The 20,945-nt window shown below is 44.6% G+C and carries 25 protein-coding genes and 1 pseudogene; 21 read left to right on the forward strand and 5 right to left on the reverse strand.

The window, feature by feature from the left end; all coding sequences use genetic code 11:
• Positions 1-43 precede the first annotated feature (43 nt).
• On the forward strand, positions 44-1,912 hold the full coding sequence (locus AOU00_RS19670) for a B12-binding domain-containing radical SAM protein (protein ID WP_069291435.1): 1,869 nt from the start codon (positions 44-46) through the stop codon (positions 1,910-1,912).
• A 185-nt stretch (positions 1,913-2,097) separates the two neighbouring features.
• Positions 2,098-3,411 (forward strand): alkaline phosphatase, encoded by a 1,314-nt coding sequence (locus AOU00_RS19675; protein WP_061829081.1) that lies wholly within the window; start codon positions 2,098-2,100, stop codon positions 3,409-3,411.
• 209 nt (positions 3,412-3,620) lie between these two features.
• On the opposite strand, the gene AOU00_RS27730 is transcribed toward AOU00_RS19675, so the two are convergent.
• From AOU00_RS27730 to AOU00_RS19685, 4 genes and pseudogenes are all read right to left on the reverse strand, one after another.
• Complete coding sequence (locus tag AOU00_RS27730) at positions 3,621-3,710, reverse strand: putative holin-like toxin (protein ID WP_367988533.1); 90 nt, start codon at positions 3,708-3,710, stop codon at positions 3,621-3,623.
• 173 nt (positions 3,711-3,883) lie between these two features.
• Positions 3,884-4,173 (reverse strand): annotated as a pseudogene (locus AOU00_RS27170) (hypothetical protein).
• 990 nt (positions 4,174-5,163) lie between these two features.
• Complete coding sequence (locus AOU00_RS19680; RefSeq protein WP_069291436.1) at positions 5,164-5,769, reverse strand: DedA family protein; 606 nt, start codon at positions 5,767-5,769, stop codon at positions 5,164-5,166.
• 15 nt (positions 5,770-5,784) lie between these two features.
• Positions 5,785-6,360, reverse strand: a complete 576-nt coding sequence (locus AOU00_RS19685; RefSeq protein ID WP_061829083.1) for a class I SAM-dependent methyltransferase — start codon at positions 6,358-6,360, stop codon at positions 5,785-5,787.
• 287 nt (positions 6,361-6,647) lie between these two features.
• Here AOU00_RS19685 and AOU00_RS19690 point away from each other — a divergent pair, with 287 nt between their 5' ends.
• The 17 genes from AOU00_RS19690 (at position 6,648) to AOU00_RS19765 (ending at position 17,539) form a co-directional block, all read left to right on the forward strand.
• Positions 6,648-7,049: a hypothetical protein gene (locus AOU00_RS19690; protein ID WP_069291437.1), complete on the forward strand. Its 402-nt coding sequence runs from the start codon at positions 6,648-6,650 to the stop codon at positions 7,047-7,049.
• A 54-nt stretch (positions 7,050-7,103) separates the two neighbouring features.
• On the forward strand, positions 7,104-7,457 hold the full coding sequence (locus tag AOU00_RS19695) for a FlxA-like family protein (RefSeq protein WP_069291438.1): 354 nt from the start codon (positions 7,104-7,106) through the stop codon (positions 7,455-7,457).
• A gap of 295 nt (positions 7,458-7,752) precedes the next feature.
• Positions 7,753-8,181 carry a GNAT family N-acetyltransferase gene (locus tag AOU00_RS19700; RefSeq protein WP_069291439.1) on the forward strand — a complete coding sequence of 143 codons (429 nt, stop codon included), beginning with the start codon at positions 7,753-7,755 and terminating at the stop codon, positions 8,179-8,181.
• Positions 8,182-8,246: 65 nt separating this feature from the next.
• Positions 8,247-8,654 (forward strand): hypothetical protein, encoded by a 408-nt coding sequence (locus AOU00_RS19705; protein ID WP_237166211.1) that lies wholly within the window; start codon positions 8,247-8,249, stop codon positions 8,652-8,654.
• A 36-nt stretch (positions 8,655-8,690) separates the two neighbouring features.
• Complete coding sequence (locus AOU00_RS19710; RefSeq protein WP_069291441.1) at positions 8,691-9,503, forward strand: helix-turn-helix transcriptional regulator; 813 nt, start codon at positions 8,691-8,693, stop codon at positions 9,501-9,503.
• Between the two features lie 105 nt (positions 9,504-9,608).
• Positions 9,609-10,565, forward strand: coding sequence for an aldo/keto reductase (locus tag AOU00_RS19715; RefSeq protein WP_069291442.1), 957 nt, complete (start codon positions 9,609-9,611; stop codon positions 10,563-10,565).
• Positions 10,558-10,737: a hypothetical protein gene (locus tag AOU00_RS26365; protein WP_155765254.1), complete on the forward strand. Its 180-nt coding sequence runs from the start codon at positions 10,558-10,560 to the stop codon at positions 10,735-10,737. Before AOU00_RS19715 ends, AOU00_RS26365 begins: the two co-directional genes overlap by 8 nt.
• A gap of 83 nt (positions 10,738-10,820) precedes the next feature.
• Positions 10,821-11,312 (forward strand): 8-oxo-dGTP diphosphatase, encoded by a 492-nt coding sequence (locus AOU00_RS19720; RefSeq protein WP_028542993.1) that lies wholly within the window; start codon positions 10,821-10,823, stop codon positions 11,310-11,312.
• 36 nt (positions 11,313-11,348) lie between these two features.
• On the forward strand, positions 11,349-11,546 hold the full coding sequence (locus AOU00_RS19725) for a hypothetical protein (RefSeq protein WP_069291443.1): 198 nt from the start codon (positions 11,349-11,351) through the stop codon (positions 11,544-11,546).
• Positions 11,547-11,587: 41 nt separating this feature from the next.
• Positions 11,588-12,109, forward strand: coding sequence for a GNAT family N-acetyltransferase (locus AOU00_RS19730; protein WP_069291444.1), 522 nt, complete (start codon positions 11,588-11,590; stop codon positions 12,107-12,109).
• A gap of 28 nt (positions 12,110-12,137) precedes the next feature.
• A complete protein-coding gene (locus AOU00_RS19735) occupies positions 12,138-12,587 on the forward strand; it encodes a hypothetical protein (RefSeq protein ID WP_069292093.1) in 450 nt (149 codons plus the stop codon).
• A gap of 24 nt (positions 12,588-12,611) precedes the next feature.
• Positions 12,612-12,968 carry a hypothetical protein gene (locus tag AOU00_RS19740; RefSeq protein WP_237166212.1) on the forward strand — a complete coding sequence of 119 codons (357 nt, stop codon included), beginning with the start codon at positions 12,612-12,614 and terminating at the stop codon, positions 12,966-12,968.
• A 133-nt stretch (positions 12,969-13,101) separates the two neighbouring features.
• Positions 13,102-14,136, forward strand: coding sequence for an NAD(P)/FAD-dependent oxidoreductase (locus AOU00_RS19745; RefSeq protein ID WP_069291445.1), 1,035 nt, complete (start codon positions 13,102-13,104; stop codon positions 14,134-14,136).
• Between the two features lie 250 nt (positions 14,137-14,386).
• On the forward strand, positions 14,387-15,052 hold the full coding sequence (locus AOU00_RS19750; protein WP_069291446.1) for an HD domain-containing protein: 666 nt from the start codon (positions 14,387-14,389) through the stop codon (positions 15,050-15,052).
• Positions 15,053-15,222: 170 nt separating this feature from the next.
• Positions 15,223-16,284, forward strand: coding sequence for an SPFH domain-containing protein (locus AOU00_RS19755; RefSeq protein ID WP_069291447.1), 1,062 nt, complete (start codon positions 15,223-15,225; stop codon positions 16,282-16,284).
• Positions 16,281-17,282 (forward strand): NAD(+)/NADH kinase, encoded by a 1,002-nt coding sequence (locus AOU00_RS19760; RefSeq protein WP_069291448.1) that lies wholly within the window; start codon positions 16,281-16,283, stop codon positions 17,280-17,282. The genes AOU00_RS19755 and AOU00_RS19760 overlap by 4 nt, the downstream gene beginning before the upstream one ends.
• A gap of 77 nt (positions 17,283-17,359) precedes the next feature.
• On the forward strand, positions 17,360-17,539 hold the full coding sequence (locus AOU00_RS19765; RefSeq protein ID WP_013309345.1) for a hypothetical protein: 180 nt from the start codon (positions 17,360-17,362) through the stop codon (positions 17,537-17,539).
• Positions 17,540-17,614: 75 nt separating this feature from the next.
• Here AOU00_RS19765 and AOU00_RS19770 read toward each other — a convergent pair whose 3' ends face one another.
• Positions 17,615-18,706 carry a LuxR C-terminal-related transcriptional regulator gene (locus AOU00_RS19770; RefSeq protein WP_069291449.1) on the reverse strand — a complete coding sequence of 364 codons (1,092 nt, stop codon included), beginning with the start codon at positions 18,704-18,706 and terminating at the stop codon, positions 17,615-17,617.
• Positions 18,707-18,878: 172 nt separating this feature from the next.
• Between AOU00_RS19770 and AOU00_RS19775 the strand changes: the two genes are divergently transcribed.
• Positions 18,879-19,646 (forward strand): class I SAM-dependent methyltransferase, encoded by a 768-nt coding sequence (locus tag AOU00_RS19775; RefSeq protein ID WP_069291450.1) that lies wholly within the window; start codon positions 18,879-18,881, stop codon positions 19,644-19,646.
• Positions 19,633-20,718: a saccharopine dehydrogenase family protein gene (locus tag AOU00_RS19780; RefSeq protein WP_069291451.1), complete on the forward strand. Its 1,086-nt coding sequence runs from the start codon at positions 19,633-19,635 to the stop codon at positions 20,716-20,718. Before AOU00_RS19775 ends, AOU00_RS19780 begins: the two co-directional genes overlap by 14 nt.
• The last annotated feature ends 227 nt before the right edge of the window (positions 20,719-20,945 follow it).

The following is a 20,945-nucleotide window of genomic DNA, read 5'->3' on the forward strand; positions in this document are numbered from 1 at the left end:
AGGGGATATAACAGTTCATGCAAACTATAGAAGGTTGTGACCTATGAAAGTCATTTTATCAACGTTAAATGCAAAATATATTCATACCTCGCTGGCCATTCGATGCCTCAAAGCCTACAGTGAAAAGGACTTTGATATCGAGTTGGCGGAGTACACGATTAAGGACCCGGTGATGAACATCGTATCCGATTTGTTTCAACGCGGGGCAGATGTCATCGGCTTTTCTTGTTATATTTGGAACATTGAAGAGACGATCAAAGTCATTGATGTGTTGAAAAAGATTATGCCCGAGGTCAAAATTGTTCTGGGTGGTCCAGAGGTATCCTACGATACGGATCACTGGATGAAGCGCTTGGCGAATGTGGATTTTATCGTGGTTGGAGAAGGAGAGGAAACCTTCCATCAACTGCTGCAGGAGCTGGAAGGGGATGGCAAGTTCCATTTTGTGTATGGACTGGCTTACCGTAAGGGAGAAGAGGTTATTCAGATGCCCGGTCGCCCGAAAGCGGACTTGAACGAGCTACCGTCGCCCTATCGTTTTGCAGAGGATATACCGGAACTTGGGAAACGGGTTGTTTATTTTGAAACGAGCCGAGGCTGTCCGTTCAGTTGCCAGTTTTGTCTGTCGAGCATCGAAGTTGGGGTGCGCTATTACGATATCGAGCGTACAAAGTCGGATATTCTGTATCTGATCGACAATGGAGCCAACCTAATTAAGTTCGTGGATCGGACGTTTAACATTAAACGCGATTATGCGCTGGAAATGTTCAAATTTTTGATTGAAAATCACCGTGGTTGTGTCTTCCAGTTTGAGATTACGGCAGATATTATGCGTCCCGAGGTGTTGGATTATTTGGCGGAAAACGCGCCGCCGGGCGTGTTTCGTTTTGAAATCGGCGTCCAATCAACGAATGATCCTACCAATGAGTTGGTTAAGCGTCGCCAGAACTTTACCAAACTTTCCCGTACTGTTACCAAGGTCAAACAAAGCGGTAAAATCGACCAGCATTTGGATTTGATCGCCGGATTGCCTTTGGAGGACTACAACACATTCCGTAAAACGTTTAATGACGTTTTTGCGCTCGGCCCGGAAGAGCTTCAACTTGGCTTCCTCAAAATGCTGCGTGGCACCGGACTGCGTATCGACGCAGACAAGTATAACTATACGTATATGGATGTTGCGCCGTATGAAATGTTGAGCAATGACGTCCTTTCCTTTGCCGATATCGTCCGGCTCAAGCGCTTGGAAGATGTATTGGAAAAATACTGGAACTCTCATCGTATGGATCATACAGTTAACTATCTGATCGAGCGCGAATTCTCGTCCGCCTTTGATTTCTTTCAGGAATTCGGAGACTACTGGGAAGGACAGGGCTGGCAAAAAATCGGACATCAGCTCGAAGACTTGTTCACGCGTCTCCAGTCCTTTCTAGAATCGCGTGGAACAAAGCGAATGGATATGGTGCTTGGACTGATGAAGCTTGATTATTTCCTTAACCATAAATATAAGCCGCGTAAAATTTGGTGGGAGCATACCTTGGAGAAGAATGATTGGTCCAGCTATATGAAAATGGTTCTCCAGCATCCGGATGCGCTGTTGTCACCTGTGGTTACAGATTTTGTGGCAGATGCGAGCAAGGAGAGTACAGGTGGGACGGATGTAGGCAGTCAACAGCCGCAGCCATACCGCGAGATTATTCCAGCCTTTGCTTCGTTGAAGCTGAGTGAAAAGGAACTGCAAAAGCACGCTGTGCTGGATGTACTGCCGTTCAGTTTGGATCATATTCTAAGCGGAGGAAGCCCATTGACAGCCGAAGGCCGCACCCTGCTGCTTGTAGTCTATCAGCAAAATGGACAGCAAAAACCGCTCTACTACACCATGCCGATCGGCAAAAATATCGCCGCCATTTAAATAAAAACGCCAGAGGGCATCGACTTTGATATACCAAGAGTCGGTGTCTTTTTTTGTTTTATAAATAAACAGGCGCTCATTCCAAATTTTACATTCGCTTAATCTATTGCTTTACGATGCTTTACAAAACAAATATATGATTACTTTATCATATATGAATATCAAATTTATTGGAGTGTGACCTTGTGAAAAAGCGTTCGATGAAAAAGAGTATCCTTGCTTTAGGTGCCATTACCGTTTTGAGTGCGCCATTGTTATCTGCTAATATCCCTAACGCTTTTGCAGCCTCATCTAATACCAAGTCTACTACCGCACAGGTATCCAAAGGACTGAAAACTTCGTCAGCGAAAGTCGATGCTCCTAAGAATGTCATTCTTTTTATCGGCGATGGTATGGGAGAAGCAAGTCGCAACGCGATTCGCTTGGCGACGGTAGGGAAATCGGGATTACTTGAAATGGATAACATGCCTGTAACCGGCCTGGTTAGTACAAGTTCAGGGGATAACCTGGTTACGGATTCTGCCGCGGCTGCAACTGCCATTGCAACAGGTGTGAAAACGTATAACGGCGCAATCGGAATGGATTTGAATAAAAAACCAGTGACAACGATTATGGAGCTGGCCAAAAAAGCAGGCATGTCTACAGGTGTCGTGACGACAAGCCAAGTGACAGACGCAACCGGGGCCGCCTTTGGTGCGCATGTCGAAAAACGCTCCGCTCAAAGCGAGATTGCCAAGCAGTATCTGGAGAAAAGCAAGCTGGATGTTATTCTGGGCGGTGGTGAGGATTTCTGGTACCCTGCCGGAACAGTAGGCAAACATCCAGATGCTCCGGCAGAAGATCCTGAGGAAGCTAGTAAGGGAACTCAAGGGAATTTGGTAGAACAAGCGAAGAAGCTGGGTTATAGCTATGTGACGGATCAGGCAGGAATGAAAGCAGCCAAAGGTTCTAAGTTGCTAGGACTGTTCGCCAATGAAGAGATGTTTCAAGCTCACAACAAGCTGGGTAACTCTTACAACCCAACGGTTTCTCTACCGGATATGACGGCTAAAGCGATTGATGTTCTTTCCAAAAACCAAAAAGGTTTTTTCCTGATGGTAGAAGAAGAAGGAACGGATGAGATGGCGCATGACAATGAAGGGGAGTTAACGATTAAGGCTGGGCAACAACTTGATAAGGCCGTTAAAGTAGCTAAAGAGTATGCCAAAGCGCATCCAGATACATTAGTGTTGGTGACGGCAGATCATGAAACGGGCGGTTTGGCGATTGAAGGCGAAGATGCGGAGGATGAATCCGGTGAAGGCATTTCCAAAGAGGATGGTCCTTTTACTGTAAAAGGCTCCGATGAGAAGTTTTATATCGACTGGACCACGGGTGGACATACATCTGTTGATGTGGCATTAACCGCGATGGGACCTGGGTCTTCTCAGTTTAGCGGGAATTATCCGAATACTGCCATTCATGACAAGTTAGTAAAGTTGCTTCAATTAAAGAAGTAACATGGTGTGAAAGGAAAGCCGCCCCTTAAAAAGATTTGCCATATTGGCAATATGGATTTTCCTGTGATAAACTAAAGCTAATAAGTATATACTGAAAAAGAGTAAGGATGCTGCCAACATCCTCACTCTTTTACAACAGCCGCTTATAAGGGCGGTGGCTGTAGGGTTGGATTAGTAAAATAGACCGCTAACCTTTTCCAGAGGGCGGTCTATTTCTTTTTGTTGAAGGAAAGAATCAAGATCACCAATGTCGCAAATTGAATCATCAACATCAATGTATCTTTAACCTCCACAGGCATCACCTCCTTTGCAGGAGACTAGCCGACCGCCCATCTAAGCCATTCTGTTGTTAGTTTATAGTATATCATATGGATAGTATTGCTAAAAAGGACGAAAATGAAAACGCCTGTTTCTAGGTGTTTTTTGTTTTTTAAAAGATATATTTTTAAAGTTGAAAATTATTATGTAGTTCTTAACCAGTATAGGTGTTACGTAACTCATCTAAAAATTGCATAGCATCTTTAAATCCCTGTAAATATATTTGGTTCTCCAGAATAGATTGCAGAGAGATTTGGGCATCTTCATATAAAAACAGGGTATGTTCGAGATGCTTGGGAACGGATTCACAGATTTTTTGAAATACTGGTTGCATTCCGTGGAAAATTGGTTGTATTCTGGTATGGTTTTAGAAAGATTACTATACAATGTTTCTAATCGGTTTCTGATTATGGGTTCAATTAATATTTCTAAAGAATTAGACATGATTTGCAAACCTCCAGAGTGAAAATGTTTTGATGTGGAATGACAAAATATCATGTAAATATTGTATCATTACATAGCGATTTGGTATACCGAAAGGTGACATCATAGTGACATCATAGTGACATCAAATCAATAGGAAATTCCAAGAAAAATCGAATATTTTGTGAATATCCTTGATTGGACTTAAAATTATAAGTGAAAAAGGGGAATTATATCTTTTGCAGTCGGTCATTAAGGATATAGAAAAAGATAAAATGATGAGTTTACACAATTGTTTCCTTCTATTTCTATAAAATGATCTTGGATGTTGATGGTTTATTCGTGGATGAAGAATACCCAAAACGAGGGATCTCCCAACTATTATTGACTGTAGCTCAGCAACAAGGCACACTGACAGGATTCAAGGGAATTGGGTATCGATAGGAAAGAATAATGTTTCAGCACAAAGAGAGTATGAAGGAAATCAAAATATCAATGATGGGGGATTTTACCATTATGAGCTGATCCTATAGCTCTGTCCTGTCATGTGAGGAAATAAATTCTATATAGGCTGAACTAAAAAAATGTACATGGAAAACGGAGTAGACGGAATGGTGCTGTACAAGCGAAGCGATCGCTTTAAAAGCTTTCCGTAGGAAAGCTCACTTCGGAAGCATCACCTCCCCGGATTTCTACCGATGAAGACTTTATTTCAGAAATCCGGGGGCGGTGGCGATGAGAAGCACCATCTCCATCTGCGTAGCGGCACGACAGGTAACTTTTAAATTCGCTTATATAATTATCCAAGCAATAAAAACACGCAATTACATAAAATCGATTATAATGAGGTAAGAAATAAATAAGGAGCCGTGCTCTGACACGGCCCCAGCATACAACAACTGCATAAAGAGCAGTCGGCCATCAGGTGGTCGAGAGTAGACCGTTTACTTTAGTGAGTGCGGTCTATTTCTTTTTCATGTAGGTAATGAACATGCCGAATATACTTAACCTTTACTCCTCCGTTGTTTTCTTCCCCCATACAAATTTCATTATACGAAATATAATTGTCAGCATGATGAGAAGCAATACCATCTGCAAGCCATAACGATGGATTAGTTCTCCTACTGCTTGTACATGATCGCCAAAGGTACGTCCGAGCAGAAAGAAGATCAGCGTCCAGATCAAACCTGTTGAATAAGAGAAGAGGGCATAGCGTTTGAAACTCATTTTATTGATTCCGACAATATAAGGGATAATGTGACGGACGATCGGCAGCAAATAACTGATGCAAATAGTGAAATTTCCATACTTATGTATCAATTTTTCCGAAAACGTAATGTACCTGTCCATTTTTTTCTTCCGACGCAAACGTTCTAGAATCGGTGTGCCCACGGTTCTCCCCAATACATAACCTAAGGACAAGCCTGATACAACCCCAAGATATACAATTAAAAAAGCGGGTAACGGGTGAAGTATGCCCATGCCTGTTACAGCCCCGCCAGTCATCACGATGACTTCATCCGGGATGGGTAGACCCACAATCCCCAGCCATAGAGAAAAGAATAATGCGGCATAGCCGTATTGTTCAATGATGGAAATTAAATATTCCACGTCCATACCCGTACTCCTTTCTTAGGTTTTCTTTCGACATACATACACGAATGCGGGTGGAACATTCATTGGCACAAACTTGATTTCTTCAATATCAAACCATTCACCTAACTGTTGTTTCATCTGTTTAGAGTATTGAAAGGCCACAAACATTCCTCCATCCCTGAGCGATAGATGAATTTGTTCTACAATTTGATTCCGCATCGCTTGTGGAAAATTGAAAAATGGCAGCCCGCTGATTATGCAGTCAAGCTGTTCTATTTGGGCATTTTTCATAGCAAGCTGAAGCTCACGCGAGTCGGAATAGCACAGATAATTCGGGAATCTTCTTTTTAAACTCTGCTGCATGGTTTGGTCTTTCTCAAAGAGTAAAACCTTGGGTTGAAATTCAGCAGCAGACGGGATGTATTGGGTAATTGCCCCTGTTCCAGCACCAAGCTCGGCAACAGCATGAACTTCACTCCATGGAATGGATTCTATCATATTTTTAGCTAAAAATCTGGAACTTGGTGTTACACTACCCACGTATGCAGGCGAGTACAAAAATTTGACTAGGAACATAAGTCTCTCGTGAACCAAATGGCTAATACGGATCATACATCATTTCCCTACTTTCAATTTTTAAAATACGTTCATTTATTCTTTGCTAAGAGTAACAAATTATCCCTTTACTTACTCCTGTCTCAAGTAGGGTTGATCCCCCCGTCTTGCGGAGGGGATTTTCCTTGACTATGGTCTAGGAAATAATAAAAGGGTTACGGTATTAATGAGTTTGTATTTATTCAGTTATCATTCAGCATACCCTCAGGTTGCATTCAGATTTGCTACCGATGAAAGGTAGGTGGGCAGCTAAAAACATTATGTACATTGAGAGGGGATCTACTTTGTCACTATCCATTAACAGGCATCTCATCACGACTTCCTATGATCAATCGAATACGGTGAAGTCAAATGAGAATGGACTAAATACCGCGGGTCATACCACACATAAGAAATCTAACGATTCACTCGAATTGAGCAAGGAATTCATGGAATACACGGGAGGAATGCAGATTCCATTCGCATGGAAAATTCAAGAGGCTTCCAATCAAGAGGATAACAGCACTACATCTGAAAAAGAGCTTACAGTAGATGAAAAAAGATCCTTGCTGAGTGATTTGCAGAGCGTTCTGAGTTCCAGTCTTATATCCGGGTCAACAGCTTCGGACAAAGATCAGGAAACAGATCTGCTTTCTGCGTTAAAAGACGCGTGGGGAAATACAGATGAATCGAATGCCACAGCTTAGAACTGGTTAGCCCACACGTGTAAAACTCATACTTTTATAAAGGGGAAATCTCGTATGAACATTTCATCCACATCCAGCAGTTCAATATCTATTGCAAGCACTTCATCTTCATCCAGTACCAACGATACAGTTAGTCTGGAAAAGCAAAAAGCTCAACTTGAAGCGGAGTACAACAAGGTACAGCAAAGTAAGGATAATAAAGATACAAAAGAAACAAAAATGAAGCAGCTTCAGCAACAAATTAAACAGATTGAAGCTCAAATTGCACAGCAAAGTTCGCAATCCAGCAGTACGTCAACTCCAAAAATGGAAAAGCCTGCTCCAAGTAACACAGAAACAACTCGTATCAACAGCGCTAACAGCAGCGATATTACGGGAGTTGGGAAATCACTGGATATTTCAATTTAATCATCCCCTCTCTTCTCCTGTATGACAGACGATGTATAAACGATAGCAGGTTCTCCGTTTCATAGGGGCCTGCTTTTTTCGTTTACTAAATATTTTGCATGAATCCAGGGAGCGACTTTAATCAGCGATATTTAGATTAGAATAATTCTGTCCATCTAAATTGAATCATGTGACTAAACATAGAAAAGTATATACAATATATAACAGTAGGAAGATGAAAGTATGTTAACCCTGTTATTTTCTATATTTAAATCAGTAAGTGTTAGTAATCATTTCAAATTGGAGGATTTATGCCATGACGCTGGAACCTCAGATGAATCGAAGTAGTAGGGATGAAGCGCGTTTAGTCAGAAACAAGTTGATTGAGTTTAATGCGAAATACGTCCCAGCAGATATTCGAACCCGATACGAAGAGATTAATCTTACGCTCAAAGATGAAGACGGTCAGGTCATGGGCGGTCTCCTAAGTGTACTATGTTGGAACTGGGTGGAGGTTGATATTTTGTGGGTAGATCAGCGTTACAGAGGAAAGGGCTACGGTTCACAACTGCTTGGTGAAATTGAACAGATTGCTAGAGATAAAGGGTGTAATTTTATACAACTTAATACGTTTACTTTTCAAGCGCCTAAATTCTATGAAAAGCATGGGTATGAAGTCGTTGGTGTCATTGACGATGCTCCGAGAGGCTTTAAACACTATTATTATAAGAAAAGTATCTACTGAGGACTCTATATATGCGTGTACAGATCAAGGAAATAAATAAAGATCAGTATATCATCATTCGTAGTATGGGCGAGGAAAAAGTATACGGCTACTGGACATATTTTTGGCATGAACTGACTTCCGGATATGCGTATGTTGTCCCATATGAACAAAGCTTGAATAAGATGATTCCTGGTTGTGTAATTTCGGTCGAGACTTCTCAATCCAGTATAGAGGGGTTCAGAAGGCTGAAGTCTACTGAAGAGACAGGGATTTTTCGACCTCAACCAAAGCTAGGCGACTATTGGATTCAAGGAACGATACATCAAGTGATGCAGGGCGAAGCAGGCGAGATAGAATGTCTGGAGATTGTAGTAGGAGACACTACGTTTATTTTGGATTCTAAAGAAATGAATGGTGATGTCAACGTTAAAGCGGGTGAAGGTGTCGCCTTTGAAATCATAGGTCTGCAGTTGTTTGACGAGGGACTGTGATTGTTCTATGGCGATTGATTGGAAAAGAGGTGACACATGTCTAATGATTATAGTAAATCGAAAACGTTGGGAGCTTTTCTGAAATCACGTAGAAATCGACTTCAACCAGAGCAGGCAGGCCTTAGACTTTCACAGGGTCAGCGAAGAACACCGGGGCTTCGCCGAGAAGAAGTTGCTATGCTGGCAGGTGTCAGTGCGACGTATTATACATGGCTGGAACAAGGTAGAGAAGTAACAGCATCTAAGGAAATTATCGAAAGTATAGGAGAAGCTCTACAATTAACTCATGATGAGAGAGCACATCTAATTCAATTGTGGAATCCCAATGAGACGGTTGCTATTTCGCCCATCCATACAACGCTGAATCCACAGTGGCAACATATTATTGATCAGTTGTCCTATCCTTCCTTCATCAGCAATGAGAAAGCGGAAGTGCTTGCTTGGAATAGCGCGGCGAATGAGGTCATTACCGATTTTTCTTCCCTGTCTATTTCTGAACGTGTCATGATTCGTTTATTGTTCGTGGATTCCGAATTACGTCGTCGAATGGTTAACTGGGAAGAATTTGCGTCCTATTCGGTAGCTGTTTTTAGAACCTATTATGACAAGTATTTAGGAGATCCTTGGTTTGAGGAGACGGTAGAACGGCTACGTGTGGAAAGTATGGAGTTTGACACCATGTGGAAGCTGCATCATATCCAGCTCAAAAAAGTGAATCGGGTTTCCTTTCAAATCCCTGGCGCTGTGGAGGCAGTTTCCTATGATATTAATTCTTTAGCAAGCATTACGGACCAACCGGGTCTGCACTTTTGTATCTACACGCCAGTAAGTCAATCCTCTGCCTGGTAATCTTGTTACTAGTATAAACGTACTGTGGTTGCCTCCATATGGGTCCATTAGAATGAGTACATGTTCATTCCATCCATTTACCCAAAGAAAAGAGGGAACCATGATATGCTGAAAAGGAAATTGGGACATGAAGGGCTGGAGGTATCAGCTCTGGGCCTTGGCACGATGATGATGCCGAACAACGAGGAGTCGGTGCGTACACTTCAGGGAGCGCTGGACCTTGGTGTAACGCTGTTTGATACAGCAGATCTTTATGGTGAGGAATACGCACAGCAGAAGTTCGGCGGCAATGAGAAGCTGGTTGGACGTGCGCTCAAGGGTCGTCGGGAGGAGGCCGTGATTGCCACTAAATTCGGAATCACGCACACTCAGGGGTCCAAAGGAGATCCGGCATATATTAAAAAATCCGTGGACGCCAGTCTATTTCATCTGGGGATTGATTATATCGACCTGTATTATCAGCATCGAGTCGATCCCAATACTCCGATTGAAGAGACCGTCGGAACGATGGCCGATTTGGTTAAGGAAGGGAAAATCCGTTATATCGGCTTGTCGGAAGCGTCGGCTGAACAGATCCGCCGCGCGCATGCGGTGCATCCAATTAGCGCGGTAGAAACCGAATATTCCTTGTGGAGCAGAGAAGTGGAAGATGATGTTCTTCCGCTACTGAACGAATTGGGAATCGGCTTCGTACCCTACAGTCCACTGGGTCGAGGTTTCCTCACGGGACAGATCAAGAAATTTGACGATCTACCAGAGGATGATTACCGCCGTCATTTTCCACGCTTCCAAGGAGAGAATTTCAACAAAAATCTAGAAGTTGTCCTCCTGATCGAAAAACTGGCTGCCCAAAAAGGCTGTACTTCTGCTCAGTTGGGGCTGGCATGGCTGCTGGCGCAAGGCGACCATATCGTTCCGATTCCGGGAACGAAGAGACTGGAAAGAGTGCGTGAAAATCTTGGTGCTCTACAGATCTCCTTGTCGGAAGCAGAGCTTCAAGAGATTGAGCGCATTTCGCCTAAAGGTTTCGCAGCAGGTTCTCGTTATCCGGGGCGTGTCTAGAAAACTGATTATTGGCATGATGGATAAGACCGTTCCTTTCTGGAGTCACTTGGTAGTACCAACGGCTTTGCAGAAAGGCGGTCTTTTTTTGCTGATTTTGACCGACTTAGGCATGAGTCTTCTAATCCAGTCTATGGTTAGAGTTATTGCGCTCTACAAAACAACGAGTTAAAGTATGAGAAATGCCATATTTAACCACAGTTTGTCGGTGTGAAAGTAAAGCTAGATTATAGTGAATCGTGAATAAAGAAAGGTATGATCGGATTGACAACAGAAGTGACACACAAAATATATACCATGTGTATGATTCAAGACGGAAGCAAGGTATTGCTTATGAATAGACCCAATCGAAAGGGGTTTCCGGGTTATATTGCTCCAGGAGGAAAAGTAGAGTTTCCAGAAAGCATTGTGAATGGGGCCATTCGTGAAGTAAAGGAAGAAACGGGCTTAACCGTGACGGAAATTGTATTTAAAGGAATCGACGAATATTGTGATCCAAGTCAAGGGCTGAGGTATATGGTCTTTAACTATTTGGCTACAGCCACTGAAGGTGAACTATTAAAAAATCCCCCTGAGGGAGAATTGCTGTGGGTGGATATGAAGGAGGCGCTAAATCTGCCGATGCAGGATTGGTTTAAGCGGAGATTTCCATTGTTTTTCGAGCCAGGAACGTTTGAGGTTAGTTTCGTTTGGCTGGCAGATACGGATGAAACCCTGGAAGCAACGATTAAGAGCTATGGTGTGTAGAGATGACAACGACATCTGGAGAATGGTGAAGAAGAGTTGGCAAAAGGGTTTCTTACTGCTTACGCACAAGGGATGGAAGCCAAAAAAGGATTTACTGAGCGTTTCCGGGTGCATATGCTGCATCAGCAGGTTCTAAACTGGGGATGTGCCAAAGCGATGAAGCTAGTCACTTGGGATGATAAGCTCTCTTTTGCAGATTGGGCGCAAAAATTTATGGATATTGAATATAAGTAATAGCAGATGAATTGAACGTTTAAAGAGGAGGCCGTGAGTGGATGCAGACCGTCAGATTGGTAAAGCCGGATCAGGACTGGAAGGAGGCTTATCTTTCATTTTATGAGGAATGGAAAAAGAGTCAGGAGCATATGGTACCTTGGGTGATCTCTGTAGAGCCATACGATTTTGAAGGTATGTTGACGCTTTTAAGTAATCAGGAAAATGGAATGAACCTGTCTGAAGGCTGGGTCAAAAGCTCAACATACTGGCTTGTCAATGCGAATGAACAGGTTGTGGGAGCAGTGAATATCAGGCATGACCTTAACGAACACCTAATGAATGCCGGAGGTCATATCGGTTACGGTATCCGTCCTTCTGCACGAGGGAACAGGTACGCTGTTACAATGCTGGCCTTGGCGTTAGAAAAAGCAAAAGAGCTGGGGATTTCCCGAGCCCTGGTCGTATGCGACTCCGATAATATTGCCTCCAAAAAAACAATCATACAAAACGGCGGAACGCCAGACAAGGATTACATAGAGGAAGACGGAAACCGTGTAAACCGGTTTTGGATCGAACTGTGAGTGAGAAAGAGGGGAACGCGAGATGCTCATGAAATTATGGCCTGAATATGCACAAAACATCATTGTTGGTGTTATTTTTGAAGGGAAATGGAATTGGTATGTGACGGAAAGAGAGTATTGGTTTTTGAATACCGAGATGGAGGAACGGTTCGGTATCGCTATTTTGGATGAAACCACAGCGGGAGCATTTTTGGATCACATCTGTGAATATAAGGTGGCTACTGGTGAACTAACTTCAATGCTCCAGTTACTGGATGATGCTATCCGGCATCAGGATGAATTGTTGGAGTTCTGTCCTGCTCTGTATGTTAACTTTGATGAGAAAGTTCTCTATTCGCTATTTCCTGAGCCAGCTTCGTTTGAACACTATGTCCCAGCGGGGTGGAAAGGGGAATATCAAAACTTTTTGAACGAGGTACCTTCACCTGAACAGTATTGGATGATTGATGGAAGTAATTTTTTTGAAACATTCACTTGATAGGACGAAGGAGAAAATGAATATATGGATTCTTCCATGCACGAATTTATAATCATATCCAAGCACAGAATGTACGATCAATATTTGGTAAAGTTGCGGGCATGCATTGTGCTTTTGGATGAACAGGTGCTATGGCGCGTGGGTGAGGCCGAAACGAACAGTATTGGTGGGATCATCAACCATATCATGGTGCATGTGCGCAGAAACGCAGCCAAGCTCATGGATCCGACGATTACATACAAGCAAGGAATGGAGGATAGCTTTATACCTTCCATGCAAAACAAGGAACAACTGATGGATGAGGTAGAAGAAGCTTTTTTATCCTTCTGTGCAGCAATCCTCGCAAAATTTACGAGAATAACGGAAGTAGCAGTTATATAAACCTATAAAATATAGTTCTAAGGTCACGAAAAACTCTGTAATGGTCATGTTTTTATTTCTTAATTGATATTGATAATTATTATCACTTATAATAGGAGCAGACATATTACGCTATGATAGGGAGAGTTGCAGAGTGACAGTATCCTTGGAATTATATGATGTAACGATCATCGGCGGTGGTCCTGCCGGTATGTATACCGCATTTTACAGTGGAATGAGAGATATGAAGACCAAGCTGATCGAAGCCAAGCATGAGCTGGGCGGACGGATGCGCATATACCCAGAGAAGATGATATGGGATGTCGGGGGGGTTACCCCGGTTTTATGTGAAAAGCTGATTGATCAGCTGGAGCAGCAGGCGCGGACGTTCGAGCCTACCATTGTGTTGGGACAGCAGATCACTGGTTTGAATCGGCAAGAGGATGGCACGTTCCTGCTAACTTCTGCCACAGGGGAACAGCATTGGACACGCACGATCGTTCTGGCAGTAGGCTATGGTATTCTCAAAATGGCTAAGCTGGAGATTGAGGGGGCGGACCGCTATGAGGTTACGAACCTGCATTATACGGTACAAGAGCTGGAGCCATTCCGGGGCAAGCACGTCCTGATTTCCGGTGGGGGCGACTCGGCGGTGGATTGGGCGAATGAGCTGGAGTCTATTGCGGCGAGTGTGACCGTCGTACATCGTCGGGATCACTTTGGCGGACATGAGAAAAATGTAGCTCGTATGAAATCATCTTCGGTCCGTGTTCTCACACCATACGCGGTGAGTCAGCTACATAGCAACAATGGAGAGACGATTGAACAGGTGACGATCAGTCATGTAGATACGGACGAAATACAGGTGTTGAATGTCGATGCAGTCATCGTAAATCATGGACTAAAATCCGATTTCGGCCCGCTTCGGGATTGGGGGCTGGATATGGGTGAGTGGCATGCCCGAGTGAGTGAAAAGCTGGAAACGAATCTACCAGGGATTTTCGCGGCAGGCGATTTTGTTGAGTACGGAAGCAAGTTGTATCTGATTGCCGGTGCGTTCACAGATGCCGCCCTTGCACTGAACAGCGCGAAGCTGCACATTGATCCAGCAGCTGACAAAGCGGCATATGTATCTTCTCATAACAGCCGCTTTAAGGAGAAGAACCGCGAGCTTGGTGTCGTGGAGTAGAGTAAGATACGGAATTAAGTTAAAGAGGATCGGGTTTAGATAGACAAACGAAAAAGAACTTCCGCGACTACGATTGATGTGGTTTTGGAGGTTCTTTTTTTGTCAGGTTACTGACTTCTCGTTCTAAAGGTTGGATACCATACACCCTTTAGAATAAAATGAAGAATGATTCGTAGTAAGCAAATGGACAAGCATTAAAAAATTAAACGAACCTACCATAGAAAGTATGGACGGGATTGAAAGGTGACATATGAAGAGACGAACGGAGCAACAGGAAGCGATTTTGGCAGATGTTATTCAAAAGGCGGAGCCCTTTGTACAGCAGCAGTTGGAGCATGATCATAGTGGTCACGATTGGTGGCATATAGACCGGGTGAGAAAGCTGTCCCTTAAAATTGCTGCCAAAGAAGGCGCAGATTCATTTATTTGTGAACTGGCAGCGCTGCTGCATGATGTAGCGGATGAAAAATTAAATGATTCCAAACAAGCCGGGTTAGATAAAGTAGAGCAGTGGCTGCGTCTGCATATCAGCGATCCGAATGTAATCACGCACGTGATGACTATTATAGCTACGATGTCCTACAATGGTGGACAAAACCCGCCTATGGAGACGCTGGAAGGTCAAGTTGTGCAGGATGCGGATCGGTTGGATGCTCTTGGAGCGATTGGGATTGCAAGAACCTTTATGTATGCAGGCTCAAAAGGCAGTATGATGCATCACCCGGATAAAGACTTTTCACAGCATGAGTATCGTGCCGCAGGTAAAAGTGCCATATACCATTTTTACGAAAAGCTACTCAAGCTCAAAGATTTAATGAATACCACTTATGCCCGAGAGCTGGCGGAGGCCCGGCATCAATGGATGGAAATGTACTTGGAGCAATTTTATAGAGAATGGAATGTGGATAATAAATAAAGTGTTTCAATAAGGCTGTTTCCTCTAACCGAGTATATCGGAGGGGAAACAGCCTTTATTTTTTTATAAATGTCATATTGATATTATCGAAAATGTGTGTTATTTTATTGTTAATAACAAAATGATAATAACAAAACATTATAAACTATAAAGAAAGCGGGGAAGCGGCTATGTTTGGATTTAATTTTGTTAAATTTCAGCCCAGTGAATATGTGATGAAGGTGAAAAACGGGAAGGTGGTTCGGGAGGGTGTTGGATTATCTTTTTATTATTACGCCCCGACCACCTCGGTCGTCGTCGTGCCCGTCTCTTCCATTGATGTACCGTTCATGTTTGAGGATATGACGAATGATTTTCAGGCGGTGACGGTGCAGGGGCAACTGACTTATCGAATTGTAGATTATCGGAGAACGACGCAGATTTTAAACTATACGTATGACTTGAAGGAACGACGCTACATTTCGGATGATCCGAGTAAGCTGGCCCAACGGGTGATTAACATCGCCAAGGTGCTTACCAAAAAGTATTTGGAGCGTGTCCCGCTCAAAGAAGCTGTTCAGTCCAGTGAACGTCTGGCCCAAAACATGACGAAGGATATTGCTCAGCATACGGAAATGGAAAAGCTCGGCATTGAGGTTATGGGGTTGTCGATTTTGGCGATTCTACCCAATAAGGAGACGATGAGAGCGCTGGAGGCTCAAGCGAGGGAAGAGATTCTTCGCAACGCGGATCACGCTTTGTATGAGCGTCGTAATGCATCTATTGAGCAAGAGCGGCGTGTGAAGGAAAACGAGCTGAACACCGAGATTGCAGTGGAGACGAAAAAGAAACAAATCCGCGAAACTCAACTCGATGCCGAGCGTTCTGTGAAGCAAAAGCAAAGCGAGATGAAAGAGGAGCAGCTACGATTTGACACAGCCTTGGAGGAGAAAAAACGCGAGCTGATTGAGCTGACCGTAACGAATAAAAAGGCAGAAGCCGATGCCAAGGCCTATGAGCTGACAGTAGTTATGAAATCGTTGCAGGATGTTGAGCCGAACGTACTTCAAGCTATGGCCAACATGGATATGAGCCCCGATAAGCTAATTGCGATAGCATTTCAGGAGCTTGCAGAAAATGCAGGGAAAATCGGTCAGCTGAATATTACACCGGATCTGCTGCAAGGTCTCATGTCAGATACGGGAGCAAACGGATCAGCAGGATCGAGAGGGTCTGGAGGAAGAACACGATGAGCAGCCGAATGACAGAGCAAAAGATCATTTTAGTGAAGCGTAAAACGCGACTGGAGGAACTGATTGTTCGATACAATACGGTGCAGCAGGCTCGCTTCTTTATGGAACGGCTGGGTGCTGATTTCAGTGATTATGTGCTGGAGGACGAAAATTACCGCAGGGCGGTGGCAACGGCTACGTCGGAGTTAACGGCTTTGGGTCGAGTTCAGATTGTGGAGCGGGAGCATGTGCCGAACTTTATTTTTGGTGAGCAGGATACAGTGGTGGTGCTGGGTCAGGATGGGCTGGTAGCCAACACATTAAAATATTTGACCGAGCAGCCGCTTATCGGTGTGAATCCAGATCCATTGCGCTGGGACGGGGTATTGTTGCCGTTTACTGTATCCGATCTGCGCTGGGTGGTGCCGGATGTGTTCGTGCACAGACGGCCAATTAAGGAAGTTACGCTGGCTAAGGCCCAATTAAATGATGGCCAATCCTTGTATGCTGTAAATGATTTGTTCATTGGGCGCAAAACTCATGTCTCCGCGAGATATGAGTTAAGACTGGAGGATCAGGTAGAGCAGCAATCCTCCAGTGGTATTATCGTTTCAACCGGATTGGGAGCGACAGGCTGGCTGACCAGCGTGCTTGCTGGAGCGGCCGGGATTGTCGGCAGTGCTACACGGCATCCCATCTCGCTGACTCCAGGCCAGCTGATGCCAGGTGCAGCCTTCAGTCAGGAAGGGGCAGTAGACGGAACGAGTCAGGATCATCGTGCAACCTGGAGTTTGCCATCGCTTTATTTTACAGTGAGAGAACCCTTCCCCAGTCGAACGACTGCTGCGGATCTTGTGTTTGGTCAGGTAGCAGCCGAAAAGCCGTTACGGATTGCATCGCAGATGCCGGAAAATGGAGTTATTTTCAGCGATGGAGTGGAAAGCGACTTTCTGGAGTTTAATGCTGGCATTGAGGCAACCATTGAACCAGCGGAGAAAAAAGGGCATCTGGTCGTGTAGAGGTTTGTACAGGACGGCAATGGGTAATTATGAGTAAGGTACAACCATCAGATGAAATTAAAAAAGGAGGAATCAACATGAGCGATCACACTCAAGACGAAGCGAAAATCCGCAACAAGAAGGACGAGGACGGAGATTCCTTGATGGAGAAAACGAAGCTGGAAAATGGCGTGGATATCGAGCCTGAGGCTGATGAATGGATTGCGAAGCCCTCACCAGTGTCATACGATGATACGAACTCCTCTTCGAAGAAATAAGGCTCTTGTGTCCAAATAGAGCAGTGAAGCAAAGACAGATGACCACTAATTGGGTCATCTGTCTTTTTACATAGGTTAGTTGAATCTGGAATATACCTTCCATACGAGCTCACGACGGCTGCTTACATCTGTTTTCAAGAAAATCGCTTTCAGATGATCCTGCACCGTGTAGGCAGTAATATGAAGTGCGCTGGCCAGCTCCTTGGTCGAAAAGCCTTGAACAATGAGCTGGACAATTTGTCTCTCTCGTTCGGACCATGAGTACACCTCGGTCATAAGCGGCAGCATGTCAGTTGCTTTAGCAGCCTCAAACCATACGGCTAGCTGTTTCTGGCCCGTATGCTCCTGTCCGCCTTGCAAAAGGGTGGCCCTGATGGTTACCCATGGGGTTCCTGCGTCTGCGGAAGGGATACATAGTCGGGCTGGTGCAGTGGCAGTGGATAGCGCTCGCAAGCATACCGCCCGGACAGGAGCCGGAAGGCTGTCTTCATGGATTCCCTCCTGCTGCCGAAGCAGCTGTAGCCACTGCTCTGCTACTGTATTGGATGAGATCGGTTCTAGCTTATCAGAAAGTATGAGAACTCCTGGTTCAAGTTCATTTTCCGTAATCATGGCAGGGGCTGGAGATAGACCGACACTGGCCTGACGCAGATGGTAGGCAATGGATGGCGCTAACGCTTCAAGCAGTTGTTGCTCTTCCTCGCTGAATACAGGTTTTCCATGATGACGGAACAACGTAAGAAATCCCCAACAGCTCCCTTTGTACATAAACGGAACACGTAGCTCGTCCCCGAATCCGGCGGGTTGCAAAACATCTCTATATCGTGTGCTCCGATCCGGTTGGCCTTGTGTAGACCCATGTAGCGTCGCTACAGACTGTCCTTCCCGCACCAACTGATCATATTTCATCATATCGTCGTGCAGATATTCGTATTCTAGCAGTTTGTTATGAATGTCCTCCACACCCGATTCTGTAAATGCCCCCGTGGAAAGCAGCGTACGCGGATCTACTGAGGTACAGCACGCCGCATCGAAAGCAACCTGAGTACGCAAGCGTTCGATTAGGGTGTGCTTGTACGTTAGGGATGAGGGGGCTTTTTTCCCCAGATCCATGATCTGCTGTCGAGCGTCCTTAAGCTGTGCAAATTGCGTGTAATGTGCGTTCATCATTTACTCCTATCGTGAAAGCTGGAGGTTCTCAAGCGCGATTATTAAATCCCACATTTATGGGATGGTGGATATTCGTATTGTCTTTATAATTGAGAATGATTCTTAATTAAATCAACAATAAACGAATGGTCTGAGAAGATCAAGGCTAAATGTTTGGAGGAAAGCACATATGAAACAAACCCCTATTGGAAATACGGACTCAAATCAACCGATGAGCTGGAATCATCCGAATGTGCATAAGTACGCGGATACGATTGCTTTAAAAATACCTGGATATGCTCATTTGTACGAGATGACAGACTGTTTGATAGCCGCACAACTTGGGGCACAAGCTCATATTCGAAATATAGATCCAAATGTGCTAATTGTCGGAGCTGGAGGCGGCCAGGAATTGATTACGCTCGGAGAGCGCCATGAAGCATGGTCCTTTACGGCAGTTGATCCCTCCGAGCACATGCTGGATTTGGCACGCAAGCGTGTGACACATGCGGGCATCAGTTCAACAATATCGTTTGTTGCAGGTACGTTGGAAGAGTCATCCAGAGGACCGATCTATGACGCTGCAACCTGCCTGCTGGTGCTTCATTTTCTTCAGAGCTTGGAAAGTAAACAGGCATTGCTACGCCAGATATCCGCTCGACTCAAGCCGGGTGCACCTTTTTGTCTAGCTTCTATTAATGGGAATTCGCAGGAGCCTTCTTTTTCTATCCAAATGCAGGCGTGGAAGGGTCATATGCTGAGTCAGGGCATTTCACTGGAGGATTGGGAACGATTCGCTGCTTCCATCGGTCGTGAGTCAAACCCGGTGTCCAATGCGGCAATACAGGAACTGTTGATAGATGCAGGCTTTACCCATATCACCCGGTATTATGGCGCTTTTTTAATAAATGCATGGTTTGCGGTTAAAGAGGGAGAGACGACTTATGACAAAGGATAACATCATCACCATTGGCGGGTATGGCCATGTTGGAAAAATTATATGCACGGAGTTAAGTGAAATGTTTCCCGGCAAGGTATTTGCCGCAGGTCGTAGTCTGGAGCGGGCCACTGAATTTAGTAGACAATCGAATGGTGAGATACGGCCCTTGCAGCTAAATATTCATGAGCCGATGGACCCGTCGATATTAGAGCAAGCTAAATTGGTTATCATGTGTCTGGATCAGGACAATACGGCCTTGGTACGTGCCTGTCTACAACATGGGGTACATTATATGGATATTACAGCGAATGCGGCCTTTTTGAGTCAGGTGGAGCAGTGTCATCAAGAGGCCCGAGCTTATCAGGCCACAGCCCTGTTAAGTGTAGGATTAGCTCCGGGGCTGACCAATTTGTTAGCACTGCAAGCGACGCAGCTCATGGATCAGACAGATGAGATGAACATATCTTTGATGCTAGGCTTGGGAGATCAACACGGTCAGGCTGCCATTGAGTGGACAGTAGATCAGATTCATGCCGATTTGGAGGTTATAGAACAGGGACGCCTGGTGACTCGAAAAAGCTTTACCGACGGCATAGTGGCAGACTTTGGTGCAGGAGTGGGGCGCCATCGGGCGTATCGATTTCCTTTTTCGGATCAGCAGACACTTCCTCGTACGCTCAAAGTTCCTACCGTTAGCACACGCCTTTGCTTTGATTCGCGCTTGACCACCCGGCTTCTGGCAGGGCTTCGAACGATAGGAGTATCAGGTTTACTCCGACAGCAAACCGTGCGTGATGCGGTGGTTCGCAGCTTTGGCAAGGTACATATAGGAGGGAATGCTGTAGCGGTCAAGGTAGATGCTCAAGGAACTCTCAATGGCAAAGAGACGAAGGTTGAATGCCGGCTAAGGAGCCACCATCAGTCTGATTTAACCGCTAAGGCAACCGTCTTTGCAGCGCTCGCCCTGTACCGTTCAGAACTTCCATATGGTGTATTTCACATGGAGCAGGTTTTTTCGTGGAATCGCATGCAGGCTTGGTTGGGGCAGCAAGTAGCCGTAGATATTCAGGTGAACGGACAGCAAGTATAGAAGTCATATATTATAATAAAGGACTCTCATATAATCCAAGCTTATTCAGCAATGTATTGCGGATAAGTCTTGGATTTCTTTTCCTATTGAATTACACTAGAAAGAAGTACATATTTTTGGAAAAGCCCTAAGGGGATGATATGAAATGTGGAACCCCTATGAAAACAGCAGACAGCATACGCAGGAACGAGGGGATATTTTATAGAAGGCCCGCGCCGTGTTGGTGA

Source organism: Paenibacillus polymyxa, from assembly GCF_001719045.1.
Taxonomy (GTDB): domain Bacteria; phylum Bacillota; class Bacilli; order Paenibacillales; family Paenibacillaceae; genus Paenibacillus; species Paenibacillus polymyxa_B.

What these genes read in the sequence shown, in the direction of transcription:
- AOU00_RS19740 (WP_237166212.1), top strand. Translation starts at nt 12,612, where the DNA reads ATGGATTCTTCCATGCACGAATTTATAATCATATCCAAGCACAGAATG.
- AOU00_RS19710 (WP_069291441.1), top strand. Translation starts at nt 8,691, where the DNA reads ATGTCTAATGATTATAGTAAATCGAAAACGTTGGGAGCTTTTCTGAAA.
- AOU00_RS19670 (WP_069291435.1), top strand. Translation starts at nt 44, where the DNA reads ATGAAAGTCATTTTATCAACGTTAAATGCAAAATATATTCATACCTCG.
- AOU00_RS19765 (WP_013309345.1), top strand. Translation starts at nt 17,360, where the DNA reads ATGAGCGATCACACTCAAGACGAAGCGAAAATCCGCAACAAGAAGGAC.
- AOU00_RS19695 (WP_069291438.1), top strand. Translation starts at nt 7,104, where the DNA reads ATGAACATTTCATCCACATCCAGCAGTTCAATATCTATTGCAAGCACT.
- AOU00_RS19760 (WP_069291448.1), top strand. Translation starts at nt 16,281, where the DNA reads ATGAGCAGCCGAATGACAGAGCAAAAGATCATTTTAGTGAAGCGTAAA.
- AOU00_RS19680 (WP_069291436.1), bottom strand. Translation starts at nt 5,769, where the DNA reads ATGGACGTGGAATATTTAATTTCCATCATTGAACAATACGGCTATGCC.
- AOU00_RS19705 (WP_237166211.1), top strand. Translation starts at nt 8,247, where the DNA reads ATGGGCGAGGAAAAAGTATACGGCTACTGGACATATTTTTGGCATGAA.
- AOU00_RS19750 (WP_069291446.1), top strand. Translation starts at nt 14,387, where the DNA reads ATGAAGAGACGAACGGAGCAACAGGAAGCGATTTTGGCAGATGTTATT.
- AOU00_RS19780 (WP_069291451.1), top strand. Translation starts at nt 19,633, where the DNA reads ATGACAAAGGATAACATCATCACCATTGGCGGGTATGGCCATGTTGGA.
- AOU00_RS19700 (WP_069291439.1), top strand. Translation starts at nt 7,753, where the DNA reads ATGACGCTGGAACCTCAGATGAATCGAAGTAGTAGGGATGAAGCGCGT.
- AOU00_RS19685 (WP_061829083.1), bottom strand. Translation starts at nt 6,360, where the DNA reads ATGATCCGTATTAGCCATTTGGTTCACGAGAGACTTATGTTCCTAGTC.
- AOU00_RS19735 (WP_069292093.1), top strand. Translation starts at nt 12,138, where the DNA reads ATGAAATTATGGCCTGAATATGCACAAAACATCATTGTTGGTGTTATT.
- AOU00_RS19770 (WP_069291449.1), bottom strand. Translation starts at nt 18,706, where the DNA reads ATGAACGCACATTACACGCAATTTGCACAGCTTAAGGACGCTCGACAG.
- AOU00_RS19755 (WP_069291447.1), top strand. Translation starts at nt 15,223, where the DNA reads ATGTTTGGATTTAATTTTGTTAAATTTCAGCCCAGTGAATATGTGATG.
- AOU00_RS19715 (WP_069291442.1), top strand. Translation starts at nt 9,609, where the DNA reads ATGCTGAAAAGGAAATTGGGACATGAAGGGCTGGAGGTATCAGCTCTG.
- AOU00_RS19775 (WP_069291450.1), top strand. Translation starts at nt 18,879, where the DNA reads ATGAAACAAACCCCTATTGGAAATACGGACTCAAATCAACCGATGAGC.
- AOU00_RS19720 (WP_028542993.1), top strand. Translation starts at nt 10,821, where the DNA reads ATGATCGGATTGACAACAGAAGTGACACACAAAATATATACCATGTGT.
- AOU00_RS27730 (WP_367988533.1), bottom strand. Translation starts at nt 3,710, where the DNA reads ATGCCTGTGGAGGTTAAAGATACATTGATGTTGATGATTCAATTTGCG.
- AOU00_RS19730 (WP_069291444.1), top strand. Translation starts at nt 11,588, where the DNA reads ATGCAGACCGTCAGATTGGTAAAGCCGGATCAGGACTGGAAGGAGGCT.